Annotated in this window: 11 protein-coding genes and 2 pseudogenes; 6 read left to right on the top strand and 7 right to left on the bottom strand. The window is 40.9% G+C overall.

The annotated features are described in order from the left end of the window. Positions 1-13: 13 nt before the first annotated feature. Positions 14-640, bottom strand: coding sequence for a DedA family protein (locus FTT77_RS09800; protein WP_078191514.1), 627 nt, complete (start codon positions 638-640; stop codon positions 14-16). A gap of 194 nt (positions 641-834) precedes the next feature. Between FTT77_RS09800 and FTT77_RS09795 the strand changes: the two are divergent. Beyond that, positions 835-1113 (top strand): annotated as a pseudogene (locus FTT77_RS09795) (DoxX family protein); the annotation flags it as partial. A gap of 64 nt (positions 1114-1177) precedes the next feature. Here FTT77_RS09795 and tnpA read toward each other — a convergent pair. Beyond that, positions 1178-1576, bottom strand: a complete 399-nt coding sequence (gene tnpA, locus FTT77_RS09790) for an IS200/IS605 family transposase (protein WP_152873595.1) — start codon at positions 1574-1576, stop codon at positions 1178-1180. 39 nt (positions 1577-1615) lie between these two features. Here tnpA and FTT77_RS09785 point away from each other — a divergent pair, with 39 nt between their 5' ends. The 3 genes and pseudogenes from FTT77_RS09785 to guaA all read left to right on the top strand — a co-directional run bounded on the left by FTT77_RS09785 (position 1616) and on the right by guaA (position 4879). Beyond that, positions 1616-2833 (top strand): RNA-guided endonuclease TnpB family protein, encoded by a 1218-nt coding sequence (locus FTT77_RS09785; RefSeq protein WP_152873594.1) that lies wholly within the window; start codon positions 1616-1618, stop codon positions 2831-2833. A gap of 100 nt (positions 2834-2933) precedes the next feature. Then, positions 2934-3098 (top strand): annotated as a pseudogene (locus FTT77_RS09780) (DoxX family protein); the annotation flags it as partial. Between the two features lie 212 nt (positions 3099-3310). After that, positions 3311-4879, top strand: coding sequence for a glutamine-hydrolyzing GMP synthase (gene guaA, locus FTT77_RS09775; protein ID WP_180109298.1), 1569 nt, complete (start codon positions 3311-3313; stop codon positions 4877-4879). A gap of 133 nt (positions 4880-5012) precedes the next feature. On the opposite strand, the gene FTT77_RS09770 is transcribed toward guaA, so the two are convergent. Together FTT77_RS09770 and FTT77_RS09765 are read right to left on the bottom strand one after the other, a co-directional pair. After that, the gene (locus FTT77_RS09770) at positions 5013-6347 is read right to left on the bottom strand and encodes a GGDEF domain-containing protein (RefSeq protein ID WP_171262679.1); all 1335 of its coding nucleotides are present in this window, start codon (positions 6345-6347) and stop codon (positions 5013-5015) included. Between the two features lie 144 nt (positions 6348-6491). Then, the gene (locus tag FTT77_RS09765) at positions 6492-7667 is read right to left on the bottom strand and encodes a diguanylate cyclase (protein WP_180109299.1); all 1176 of its coding nucleotides are present in this window, start codon (positions 7665-7667) and stop codon (positions 6492-6494) included. A gap of 392 nt (positions 7668-8059) precedes the next feature. Here FTT77_RS09765 and FTT77_RS09760 point away from each other — a divergent pair, with 392 nt between their 5' ends. Both FTT77_RS09760 and FTT77_RS09755 read left to right on the top strand, forming a co-directional pair. Next, positions 8060-9007, top strand: coding sequence for a pirin family protein (locus tag FTT77_RS09760; protein ID WP_078194052.1), 948 nt, complete (start codon positions 8060-8062; stop codon positions 9005-9007). A gap of 119 nt (positions 9008-9126) precedes the next feature. After that, complete coding sequence (locus tag FTT77_RS09755; RefSeq protein WP_180022216.1) at positions 9127-9804, top strand: glutathione S-transferase family protein; 678 nt, start codon at positions 9127-9129, stop codon at positions 9802-9804. Here FTT77_RS09755 and phoR read toward each other — a convergent pair. The 3 genes from phoR to FTT77_RS09740 all read right to left on the bottom strand — a co-directional run bounded on the left by phoR (position 9801) and on the right by FTT77_RS09740 (position 12806). Beyond that, positions 9801-11159, bottom strand: a complete 1359-nt coding sequence (gene phoR, locus FTT77_RS09750) for a phosphate regulon sensor histidine kinase PhoR (RefSeq protein ID WP_078191505.1) — start codon at positions 11157-11159, stop codon at positions 9801-9803. The genes FTT77_RS09755 and phoR overlap by 4 nt on opposite strands. Positions 11160-11182: 23 nt before the next feature. Beyond that, on the bottom strand, positions 11183-11893 hold the full coding sequence (gene phoB, locus FTT77_RS09745; protein ID WP_078194048.1) for a phosphate regulon transcriptional regulator PhoB: 711 nt from the start codon (positions 11891-11893) through the stop codon (positions 11183-11185). Positions 11894-12122: 229 nt separating this feature from the next. Further along, complete coding sequence (locus FTT77_RS09740) at positions 12123-12806, bottom strand: TetR/AcrR family transcriptional regulator (protein WP_111885789.1); 684 nt, start codon at positions 12804-12806, stop codon at positions 12123-12125. Between the last annotated feature and the right edge of the window lie 54 nt (positions 12807-12860).

The following is a 12860-nucleotide window of genomic DNA, read 5'->3' as shown; positions in this document are numbered from 1 at the left end:
TCACCATATCGGTTTATTTCTTTAATTTTGCTCGAATAAAACCAATCACACCCGGTAAAACACTAATAATAATGATGCCAAAGATCAGATGGGTGAAGTTATCTTTCACGATGGGCATATTGCCAAATAAATAGCCTAAAGTGATAAATGAGCCGACCCAACAAATCGCACCAATCATGTTAAAAGTCAGGAAGTACTTGTAGTTCATGCTGCCTGCACCTGCGACAAAAGGTGCGAAGGTTCGTGCAAAAGGAATAAAGCGGGCAAAAATAATGGTTTTACCACCGTGTTTTTCAAAGAATTTTTGCGTATTCACCAAATGTTGACGGTTAATAAAGCGTGATTCAATTTCAAAGACACGTGGGCCAATATATTTACCAATATGGTAATTCAGCGTGTCGCCCAAGACCGCAGCGATAAACAGCAGAATCACCAAAACCCATGGATCCATGGCACCTGTTGACGCAGCGAGCGCGCCTGCTGCAAACAGAAGACTGTCACCCGGTAAAAAGGGCATGACCACTAAACCGGTTTCAACAAAAATAATCAGGAACAGAATTGCATAAATCCATACGCCATAATTGGTAATGAACTCGAGTAAATGGTCATCAACATGTAGTATAAAATCAATCAGTTCCATGGGGCTTATATGTGTAAAATAGTGGTCTGATGCTATCAGTCTGGGGCAGCAAAGTCAGTATTAAAACGTAATTAATTATCAGTAAAATCGTTCTATATATAGAATGATAGGTATTATAAAGGCATATTTAAAGAGAATAAGAAACGACCTAATCTAAGCACATCTTTTGAACAGTATTAAAAATAGGTTTCAGTATGTTTAATCCAAATCTAGTGGTGAAAAATCTGAGTCAACAGCCGCAAATCAATGCGGTAATCAGTCTCGTTGCACGTATTTTGATGGCTTATATTTTTATTGTGGCAGGTTGGGGCAAAATTACCGCTTACACTGCAACCGCAGGTTATATGGAGTCAATGGGTGTACCGGCAGGGCTACTTCCGATCACCATTTTAGTTGAGTTAGGTGGTGGCTTAGCTTTATTGTTTGGTTTTCAAGCACGTTTTGCGGCATTGGGTCTAACCGTATTTAGTTTAACTAAATGTGCGGAATTCTCCATCTATAATCTGTGATTTAGATGGAGATGGATAGCACGCCTTTTCAGTCGGGTCTTTCTTGGTTTTGGATGTATTCTCGAATTACATCAATTGTCGCTCCACCTGTTGTAAGTAGACAGTATGCCCTCGTCCAAAGCACAGGTTTCCAATAATAAGGTTTTAGTTCTTCACCGAACTCCTTGCGTATCAGTCTGCTTGATACAGTTTTTAGATTATTGATGAATTTACTTGGCATGATGTTCGGGTGCATATCTAACAATAAGTGAATATGATCAGCTTCACCATTGAACTCAATCAAGTCAATCTCCCAATCAGCACAGTTCTTTTTTACAATTTCTTCAAGCCGATTGATCATCTCATTTGAAAGGCATTTCTTGCGATATTTTGTTACCAACACTAAATGATATGTAAGTTTATAAACACAGTGATAATGTGACTTCATTACATTTACACTAAGCAATTAATTTGCTAAATTATAACCATGAAACAACCTTTTTTGAAAGCGTATAAATATCGCATCTATCCTACTTCTGAGCAGAAAGTGCAATTTGAAAAGCACTTCGGATGCACTCGCTTTATTTTCAATTGGGCTTTAGCACTTCAAACTAAAGCTCATTCTGAAACTCAAAAATTATTATCAAAAAAGGATATTCAAGACCAATTAGTTGCCATGAAAAAACAACCTGAATTCGAATGGTTGAACGAGGTGAATAGTCAATCACTTCTTAGTGGGTTACTTCACCTACACACTGCTTACAACAACTTTTTTCAGCGATTAAAGAAAGGCAAGGTTGAATTCAGAAAGATCAAAGGATATAAACCAAATCCTGATGAAAAACGCCCATTAAGTCATCTTGTCGGCTACCCACGGTTCAAATCCAAGAAAATACCGCAACGGTCTTATCAATGCCCTCAGCACGCAACAGTGAGCTTTGAGAACGGATTACTTCATCTACCTAAAATTAAAGGGATAAAAACTGTATTTAGTCGGGTATTTAATGGGAAAATCAAAACTGTCACCATTAGCAAAACAGCGACAGGTAAGTATTATGCTTCGATTTTGGTCGAGTCAGAGTTAGAACTTGTTGCATCAACAACAATTCAAGCTGATCAAACCATCGGAATTGATATGGGTTTGAATCACATGCTCATTCAATCCGATGGTAATAAGGTTGAAAATCCAAAATACTTGCGACAGGCTCAAAACCGACTATCCATACAGCAGAAGATATTTGCTCGAAAGAAGAAAGAATCAAAGAATTATCAACGTCAAAAATTAAGTGTTGCATTCATCCATGAAAAAGTGCGCCTGCAACGCTTAGACCTACATCACAAACTCACGCATTACTTGATCTGTGAAAACCAAGCGACCACGTATGCTGTAGAAGATTTAGGGATAAAAAACATGGTAAGAAATCGAAAATTAGCCAAGTCCATTTCGGATGTGGCTTGGGGTCAATTTCTTACGATATTGCAATACAAGGCAAAATGGTTCGGTAAGAATGTGCTACAAATTGGAAGATTCGTTCCAAGTTCTAAAGCATGTTCATGTTGTGGTTATACTATGACAAAATTGCCACTAAGCATAAGAGAATGGCAATGTCCTGACTGTGAAACAGTGCATGATCGTGATTTGAATGCAAGCTTGAATATACGCAATTTCGCTTTAGCTGATGCACTAGGACATAGTACTGTATAAAGAGTTCCTGTACCGCCATACTGTCAGCGCAGTGCGGTATCGAAAGGTGCAATCTCTAAGATTGCATGGGTCGCAAAGATTCCCCCACCATAGCTCTTAGCTTGGTGGTGGGAGTATGTCAATCACTGCATTTTTATTCCATGGCGGTGCAGAAGATGGTATTAACTTTATGAAAAATTTGGCGATGTCAGGCGGTTTATTATTTCTCATGTTACATGGTGCTGGTAAATTTAGTTTTGATCATTGGATTGAAAAATCAAAATAAAGCGGTTATGAGTCCGAGCATCTATCAAAGCGGCGTTCTGCCGCTTTTTTCATGTCTATCGCTGATTTAAAGTAAATCAATAAAGCCCTGAAATGTGTTGTAAAAAACATCGTTTGGCTTGTGGTTTTTGTCCCTGTCCGAATAGTGTGCGAAAGTCCAAGAAAAATGTTAGAATACGGCGCTTATATTCGTTGCCTGCATAGTTGTTTGCCATGACTACCAATACCCAAATTACTGAAGACCGTATCCTGATTTTGGATTTCGGTTCTCAATATAGTCAGCTTATTGCACGTCGTGTACGTGAAGCTGGTGTTTATTCAGAAATGTACGCATTTGATATGTCTGAAGAAGACATTCGTGCATTTAACCCAAACGGGATCATTCTTTCAGGTGGTCCAGAAAGTGTTCATGAAGAAGGTAGTCCGCGTGCACCACAAGTTGTATTTGAACTTGGTGTACCTGTTTTAGGTATTTGCTATGGTCTACAAACCATGTCAGAACAGCTTGGCGGTAAAGTTGAGCCAGGTACTGTGCATGAATTTGGTTATGCAGAAGTTGATATTAAAGTCCGTGACGCTTTAATTGGTGATCTTGAAGATACCAAAGACCAATTAAAAGTATGGATGAGTCATGGCGATAAAGTGACTCAAATTCCTGAAGGTTTCCAAATCACTGCAAGCACACCAAGCTGCCCAGTGGCGATGGTTTCTGATGAAAAACGTCGTTTCTACGGTATCCAATTCCACCCAGAAGTGACACACACTGCGAAAGGTGCTGAGTTGTTGTCTAACTTCGTACATGGCGTATGTGGTTGCCGTAACTTGTGGAACTCAGAAAACATCATCGATCTTCGCGTAGAACAACTTCGTGAGCAAATTGGTGATCAAAAAGTTCTATTGGGTCTTTCAGGTGGCGTAGATTCATCTGTTGTAGCTGCACTTTTACACCGTGCGATTGGCGACCAATTGACTTGTGTATTCGTAGATAACGGTTTACTTCGTTTGAACGAAGGCGAGCAAGTGATGGACATGTTTGCGAAAAACATGGGTATCCGCGTGATTCGTGCCGACGCTGAAAATCGCTTCTTAACAGCACTTGCTGGTGAAGTTGATCCAGAGAAAAAACGTAAAATCATCGGTCGTGAATTCATTGAAGTGTTTGCTGAAGAAGCACGTAAGCTTGACGGTGTGAACTTCCTTGCTCAAGGTACCATTTACCCAGACGTAATTGAATCTGCGGCAAGCAAACAAGGTAAAGCACATGTGATTAAATCACACCACAACGTGGGTGGTTTACCTGAAGATTTAGCATTCGAATTGGTTGAGCCAATCCGTGATTTGTTCAAAGACGAAGTACGCCGTTTAGGTACAACACTTGGTCTTCCATTTGAAATGCTTTACCGCCATCCATTCCCAGGTCCGGGTCTAGGTGTACGTATTCTTGGTGAAGTGAAAAAAGAATATGCTGACATCCTTCGTATAGCAGATGACATCTTCATGCAAGAACTTCGTGCAAGCGGCTGGTATGACAAAACTGCACAAGCATTTGCTGTATTCCAACCTGTGAAATCTGTGGGTGTCGTAGGTGATGGCCGTCGTTATGCATGGGTAATCGCGCTTCGTGCTGTAGAAACTGTGGACTTTATGACTGCACGTTTTGCACACCTTCCTTATGATCTTGTAGACAAGATTTCTACACGTATCATGAACGAGATTGCTGAAGTTTCTCGTGTTGTTTATGACGTATCGTCTAAACCACCTGCAACTATTGAATGGGAGTAAAACTGGGGTTTCACGAAGCACTGCTTCGTGCCAGTTTTACGCCAAGAGCTATGCTTGAGGCTATTTAGGGAAACCTAGATAATTCTACTAATAAAAAAGGACGCCTCGGCGTCCTTTTTTATATCTCAACATTCTATTTATAAACAATTGACCAACTACTATCGCTTTCATTATTCGGTTCAGCTTTAGGCTTCGCTTTATGGGTAAAGCTTTGCCAAGACTTCGTCGATTTACGTTCGGGTTTCATGCTTGAATCATAGCGCTCTACACGGTTACGGCCATTTTCTTTTGCCTGATACAGCGCAATATCCGCTTGCTTAATCAGTTCAGTTAAATTTTGCTTATGTGATTTAAGCTGTGAAACACCAATGGAAACGGTAAATTGGATTGGGTGATTTGCGACATTCAGCAATGATTGATTTTGAAGCGTTAGACGAATACGTTCCGCGATCAACATTGCATCCTGTATTTGCGTTTCAGACAGCAGCACAATAAATTCTTCACCACCAAAACGAGCCAAGACATCTTTTTGGCGCATTTCTTTGCGGGTGGTTTCAGCGATACATTGCAGTACCTGATCACCAACATCATGCCCGTAATTATCATTAATATGTTTAAAATGATCGACATCAAACATCAATAAGCAAGTACTTGCAGGCGTTGGCCATTCATGGATGCGATGCTCAGCCAACTGAACAAACTGACGACGGTTATATAACTGGGTGAGCTCATCTGTATGCGCTAGATTTTTCAGCGTATGCATATTCCAGTCATCAAGCAGGGTACGTAAAAAATGACGACGTGCATTGAGTGTATTGTTCCAACTCATATGCAGGCTGATCATCCAAACAGGAATAGACACCACCACAAAAATCAGTGCTTCTTGCCATGATAAAAGCTGACTCACCGCAAAATATACCAATAGCGAAATGAGGCCCGAACAATACAAGGCGGGCTTAAATTGTGTTTGTACGCAGACATTGGCAATCAAGATAAAGATCGCTGCACCATAGATATAGGACGAGACCATTGGGCTATTTGAAGCCAGTAATAAGCCAATCCAAATCGCGGTGCTACAGACTGTCCCAATCGGTAAGATCATGTCGAGCACACGAATATCTTTTTTGTATTTAAACAGATAGAAGCTGACCAATAGGGCAGCAATAATCATGGCCACTCGAGAAAGACCTGACCAAAAGAACATGTCAGGGATAATAAAAATGTCAGCAAAAAAATAAAGAAGAAACGTAATCTGCGCCATATAATTAACTTGGCGTAAATAAGGTAACTGATGGGCATACTGATGTTGTAGAAAATAGTTTCTAAACTGCGTAGGAATACGTGCAAAAGGATCTGCAATGGCTTGTTCAATCTCGGCACGATTGGCAAGATCACACTCAGAAAGTTTCAAAGTATGAGTATGATTTTTACGAACTTCCTGAGCAGACGAATTAGTCCGAGAACTCATTCGTACATCAACAGACATGTCCCTTCTCCATAAATGGCTTAGGACAAATTATGAACAAAAAACACACAAAAATATCTACCTGAAACTAGGGATTTTTCGAATGAATGATAAAAAATCGTCTGATGAATGTTACAAAATATATTATTAACTTGCTGTTTTATAAGTTGAAATTTGATTGCGTCCTGCAGATTTTGCTTGATAAAGTGCCTGGTCGGCCATGCGAATGACACTTTGTAAATCTCGGTTCTTTTGACCAAATTCGGCAACACCAATTGAAACGGTAAATTTAAGTTTTTGTAGTGTATCAAGTTCTAAATAATCATCGGCTATTGCCCGTCGTAGGCGTTCGGCAATATCTTGAGCCTGACGCAGGTGTGTCTGCGGTAAAAGAATAATAAATTCTTCACCGCCGAAGCGGGCAATGATGTCTTGGCTACGTAAGGTATGTCGGCACGTTTCTGCAATTTGTTGTAAAACATGGTCACCAATATAGTGTCCAAACTGATCATTAATATTTTTAAATTTGTCGACATCAAAAATCAGTAATGAAAGTGCCTGCAACGGTTTGGACTGATGATGAATATGATAATTGGCAAGTTGAATAAATTGACGTCGATTGTTTAAGCCAGTCAGCACATCGGTATGCGCCATAATATTGAGCGCTTCACGGTTCAACTGATCGAGTTTACTGTGTAAAAAAACAATTCTGGATTTTTGTGTTGAATTCCAACTGATATACAAACTAAATAACAACACGGGAGAATAGATCAAGATAAACAGTTGCAGTTGATGGATATCGCCAGAAACGGCGAAATACACCCCAATCAGCAAGATTAGACTGATACACAGAGAAATGAGCACAGCAGCTTTAAAGCGGATTTGTACACATAAATTGGCTAGTACAATAAAAACCAAAGATGCATATAAATAGATCGGCACATCGGGACTATTGGATAAATTGAGTAGACTAAACCACAGCGCAGAAGCACCAACGATCGATAGGGGAAGCATCAAGTCGAAGAGTAAAATGCTCTTGCTATAAGTATAAATGACCCAAGTGATGCCCATCATCAGTAAGGTATAGGCCGTTTTTAAGCCTATCGCGAGCAAACCCACATCGGGCAACATAAACCAATCCGCGATGGCATAAGAGAGATAGGCCAATTGAGCCACGATGTTGACTTGCAAAAAGAATTTAAAAAGTTGACGACGATGGTAGTGGAAAAATTCTTGACGAAATTGAGCAGGAACGCGAACAAAGGTTCCTTTCAAGGCTTTTTGGATCAGTGCACGTGATTCTTTCTTATACTCATTGATCATGCAAGATTACCGACAGGTGAGCATGGTTTGTATGTAAATTTATGTAACTAAAATAATCTATATTATTCTTATTTAAAATTAAACACGTTATTTCAATGATTTGTGAATTATTTGGTATTGTTTGGTTAAAAGTGAGTGTTAATTTGTGTTACTTAGATTTACATTTCACGTGATTTTAACAAGTAATTTTGCATTGGGTTTGTCTAAAGAAGCATCGATAACTGTTATGCTATATGTCATATTAGGCAACAAAAAAACGATTGTCCTATCTCTGTGATTCAGCGTATTAATGACAGCTGAAGAAGATTGAGTTAATGCAGATATAATGGAAAAAAATGCATAGGTCTAGCCGATAGTCCTTGCATCGGCTTAGCCAAATTTAGGGTAAGAATATGACCAATACCAATTACACAGAAATATCTCATTCCGACGATTGTGAAAAATACGTCAATCAGTTCATTCAAGAATTTCCACTGCGCCGTGCTGAAATTGGTCAAGGCACAGTGATAAAACGTGCTTTACCGAGTCGGCATAAACGGATGATTGGTGCATGGTGTTTCCTTGACCATGCCGGTCCAGTGCATTTTCCTCAAGGTGATGGCTTAGATGTTGGGCCGCATCCACATATTGGTTTGCAAACATTTACATGGATGATTGATGGCACCATGATGCATACCGACAGTTTGGGCACACATCAGTTAATTCAGCCCAAACAAGTCAATCTCATGACAGCGGGTTATGGTATTTCGCATACTGAGGTTGCTCCAGAGTCTGAAACACAAATGCATGCTGCGCAGCTTTGGATTGCATTGCCAGATGACAAAATCAATATGGCGCCCCAGTTTGACCATTACCCAGAATTGCCTGTGGTGACACAAGACGGGATTGAATTGACGGTCTTGGTCGGTGAATTTTTGCAGACTAAATCGCCGGTAAAAGTACATAGTGAATTATTAGGTGTCGATCTGCGTAGTTCGGAAAGTCAAAGTACCGTCTTGCCGCTCAATCCAAAATTTGAATATGGCTTTATGGCCCTCGAAGGGACTGCCAGTATCAATGGTCACGAGCTAAATGAAGACAATATGGTGGTACTTGAGCCGGGCTTAACCCAAGTCAAAATTGACCTACATGCAGGTGGCCGTGTTTTATTATTAGGAGGTGAACCTTTTGAATCACCGATTCTGCTGTGGTGGAATTTTGTGGGGCGCACACAAGAAGAATTGAATATTGCCCGTGAGCAGTGGATTAATCAGGACGAACGCTTTGGCTCTATTCCAGACTATGATGGTCCACGACTAGAAGCACCGGCTTTCCCTGATAAAATGCGTCCATCACGTTAACTTAAAAATAAAAATGAACAGCCGTACCTGTGGTGAAAATGGTGCGGCATAACCATGAGGGAGTCATTATGGGTATCGTCGCAACGGCAACAGTAAACACCTTAATAGGAGATGAACCCATGCGGGTGCTACATCATCTAGAAAAATCTCGTTCATTTCGTATTTTATGGGCAATGCAGGAATTAGGACTGGATTATCAGGTTCAGTTTTATCTGCGCCAGCCAAATTTGTCTGCTCCCCCTGAGCTTAAAGCCATCCATCCTTTAGGGAAGTCGCCCATATTGCAGGATGATGGACTGGTCTTGGTAGAATCTGCAGCGATCTTGGAGTATTTACAAGAGAAGTATGATCGGCATGATTTTTTTGCAGCCAAGGCGGAACATTCAAAACAACAATATCGCTTTTGGATGCATTATGCCGAAGGTTCTCTAATGCCGTTGTTGGTGATGCAGTTGGTCATGAGCAATGTGCCACGACATGTACCTTGGGTCATCAAACCCGTAGCTAATCGCATTTGTGATGGGGTCAAAAAAGGTTTTGTACGACCTCGCTTAAAAGAAAATATCGAGTTTTTAGAAAACCATTTAGCGGAAAATGAATATTTTGCGGGACCGTTTAGCTTTGCGGATATTCAGATGACGTTTCCATTAGAAGCCGTCATGACCCGAACGCAAGGGCGATATCCACAAATTCAGGCTTTCTTACAACGGATGCAACAGCGTCCTGCATATCGCCGTGCCAAACAACAAGAACAACTGTTGGAAGCACAGCAAGACCGGCAGGATGATTCCGCTTAGCTCACATGATACAAGCGTTCTTTAGGGAAGACGACTTTAAACAGCGAACCACGGTTTTCTTTGGACTCAATTTCAAGGTGTGCCTGATGTTGCATCAAAACGTGTTTCACGATGGCAAGACCTAAACCTGTTCCTCCCGTTTGGCGACTACGTGCGCTGTCCACACGGTAAAACCGTTCCGTTAAACGGGGTAAGTGTTTCGGGTCAATCCCGATACCCGTATCTTCAACGGTAAAATAACCATGCGTACCATCATCATGCCACCCAATGGTCACAGTACCGCCTTTGGGGGTGTATTTAATTGCATTGGTGATGAGGTTACTAAAGGCACTCGCCAATTCCATATCTGATCCGATCAGGTCACAGTGACTATCAATCTCGAGATTCAGTGTATGTCCATAATCCACATTGTAAGCATGTGCATCGTCATACAGTTGGTTCATTAAACTTGGCATTTCAATGATTTGATTTTTAGCAACTTTTTTATCATTTTCAAGACGAGATAATAATAACAAGTCATTGACCAAAGCATTCATACGGCGGGTTTGAGACTGCATTTGATCGAATGCACGTTTCCAGCGTGGATTTAAATCTTCCTGATCGGTAAAGGTTTCGATATAACCACTTAAAACCGTGAGCGGTGTGCGTAACTCATGTGAAATATTATCGACAAAGTCTTTACGCATCTGCTCAAGGTTATGCATACGTGTGACGTCATAGGCCACCAATAAACGACTTTCGCGACCAAAACGGGTCAATTTGACTTGCACATAATGGTCTTCGAGCACTGATGATTTCATTTTCAAACCATCGGGGGCTAAATCGATATTGGTAAAGTATTCGATAAAACTAGGCTGTCTTAAAATACTTAAAATATTGCGCCCTTGATCGAGCTGTTGAATCCCCAAAAGCTTTTCTGCGGCAGGGTTCCACCATTCGATTTGGTGTAATTCATCAATCAATACCACAGCTTCAGCAAGTGCCACCAAGGAAGATTGAGCGCGGTCGATCAGACCAACCATTTCAGCTTGTACAATGCGTTCTTGACGCTGGGCACGGTATACATTAAAGAGTAAAGCCCCCCAAATACCGTCTAAATTCGGCGGGACATCATAGGGACGATTTGAAATCCATTCGTTGACCAAGTACAGCGAACGCATTTGCAATGCAAAGAACACTGCAAAGGCGATTAAGATGCAGATCCATAAGTACCCGATACCAAAGCCGATGAGTGCAGCAATGAGTAGGAAAAATGCCAGAAGTCTCAAATCCTGCTTGGCAAAAGTCCATAAACTGCTGTAACGGAATTTTTTATGTTCACTGGCAAGTTCAGGGACGGGATACGGTTCGTACATAGAAAATTAAAGACCTAAAATGACTAACCCATCACAGCGTCTGCACGGGTAGAGAAACGGTAACCTGTACCACGAACAGTTTGGACATAACGATCGGCTTGGAAAGGTTCAAGAACTTTACGCAAACGACGAATATGAACGTCAATGGTACGGTCCTCAATATACACGTTTCCACCCCAAACCTGATCTAATAATTGAGCACGGGTATAGGCACGTTCAGGATGAGTCATGAAAAAGGCCAATAGACGATATTCAGTCGGTCCCATATCTAAAATGGTGTTGCCAAAGCTGACACGTTGGCTGACTGGATCGAGGATTAAGCCATTGGCATCAATGGTTTTTTCACCACCCAAGGCATTTGAGCGACGCAGCACCGCTTTAATGCGTGACACCAACTCACGGGTGGAAAAGGGTTTGGTCATGTAGTCATCTGCACCCGCGTCCAGACCTTGGACTTTATGGTCTTCTTCACCACGTGCAGTGAGCATGATGACTGGAATTTCTGACAAATTTTCATCGCGTTTTAAACGACGACATAGGTCTACACCACTCACGCCGCCAGGCATCATCCAATCTAATAAAATCAGTGCAGGACGCTGATCCACAATCATTTGGTGCGCTTGTTTGGCATCTTCAGCTTGCTGACATTGAAAACCAGCCATATCCAGTGAAGTATGGATCATTTCCCGAATCGGGAGTTCGTCGTCGACGATTAAAATATAGTCATCTTTCACAGCGCAATACCCTATTTTATGTAAACGGTAGACCGTTTTATATTTATGACAGGCTTATTACAAAGATTAATTATGACAGTATCATTGCAAAAATGATCTTTCATTGGGGTTTAGAAAGAAATTGTGACAATTTAAATCCTGAAATATTCAACAACATGGGCTTTGCATCATGCTGCTGTCACAAAAAAATCATTCAAAAAATTGTAAAGATCAGTGTTGAGCTCAGAATTTATTTCCTGGGTTTTTCAGAAAAAGCATCCAACAAGGCCAAAAAGACCACGCTACATGACGATAAAACTTCGTCAATCGGCTGTTTATAACCACTCATGACCCAGCGAATCGCAATTTGGGTGACATAACCATTGAGACCGGTTGCAACCATCGAAATTTCACGTTCTGAACGATCAATATTCGGCATCATCAGCATGACAAAGGCATGAATCATACGGTCAAAGCGCATCATGGTTTCATGAATTGTGGCTTGGTTATGTAGCTCTTGTACCAACATAGCATCGATGTAAATGATGCGCGCCATACGGGGATTATTTTTTAAAGTTAACAGTAGGGCGGTTAAACCTGCTTCAATCATTTTTTTAGAATCGGTGGATGCTTGCATGATGGCTTGCATCACGTTTTGTTGCAGTTCATCGATTAATTTTAAAAAGATGGTCTGGAACAGTTGCTCACTTTTCTTAAATGATTCATAAAAATAGCGTTCGGTCAGCTTGGCTTCCAAACAAATATCTTTCACAGTCACTGAAAAAAAGCCATGTGTACCATAGGCTTCTATACCGGCTTCAATCAGTTTTTCACGTCGCGCTTGCTTACGTTCACTGAGAGAAAGCCCTTTAAATTGACGTTCCTTCACATTTTTTGCCTGTTGTTGTTCTGTGTGATTTGTTGCATCTGTCATGAAAATATACGCTGAACTAAAGCAGAATTTTGTCTTATTTTAGCAATAATTTCA

Source organism: Acinetobacter sp. YH01010 (assembly GCF_013420775.1).
In the GTDB taxonomy this organism is placed as follows: domain Bacteria; phylum Pseudomonadota; class Gammaproteobacteria; order Pseudomonadales; family Moraxellaceae; genus Acinetobacter; species Acinetobacter amyesii.
Note: the sequence above shows the minus strand (reverse complement) of the source record. Positions and strands in the feature narration are given on the sequence as shown.

Coding starts and splice junctions, on each gene's coding strand:
- phoR (WP_078191505.1), bottom strand. CDS start 11,159: ATGTACGAACCGTATCCCGTCCCTGAACTTGCCAGTGAACATAAAAAA.
- FTT77_RS09765 (WP_180109299.1), bottom strand. CDS start 7,667: ATGATCAATGAGTATAAGAAAGAATCACGTGCACTGATCCAAAAAGCC.
- FTT77_RS09760 (WP_078194052.1), top strand. CDS start 8,060: ATGACCAATACCAATTACACAGAAATATCTCATTCCGACGATTGTGAA.
- FTT77_RS09740 (WP_111885789.1), bottom strand. CDS start 12,806: ATGACAGATGCAACAAATCACACAGAACAACAACAGGCAAAAAATGTG.
- FTT77_RS09785 (WP_152873594.1), top strand. CDS start 1,616: ATGAAACAACCTTTTTTGAAAGCGTATAAATATCGCATCTATCCTACT.
- tnpA (WP_152873595.1), bottom strand. CDS start 1,576: ATGAAGTCACATTATCACTGTGTTTATAAACTTACATATCATTTAGTG.
- guaA (WP_180109298.1), top strand. CDS start 3,311: ATGACTACCAATACCCAAATTACTGAAGACCGTATCCTGATTTTGGAT.
- FTT77_RS09770 (WP_171262679.1), bottom strand. CDS start 6,347: ATGAGTTCTCGGACTAATTCGTCTGCTCAGGAAGTTCGTAAAAATCAT.
- FTT77_RS09800 (WP_078191514.1), bottom strand. CDS start 640: ATGGAACTGATTGATTTTATACTACATGTTGATGACCATTTACTCGAG.
- FTT77_RS09755 (WP_180022216.1), top strand. CDS start 9,127: ATGCGGGTGCTACATCATCTAGAAAAATCTCGTTCATTTCGTATTTTA.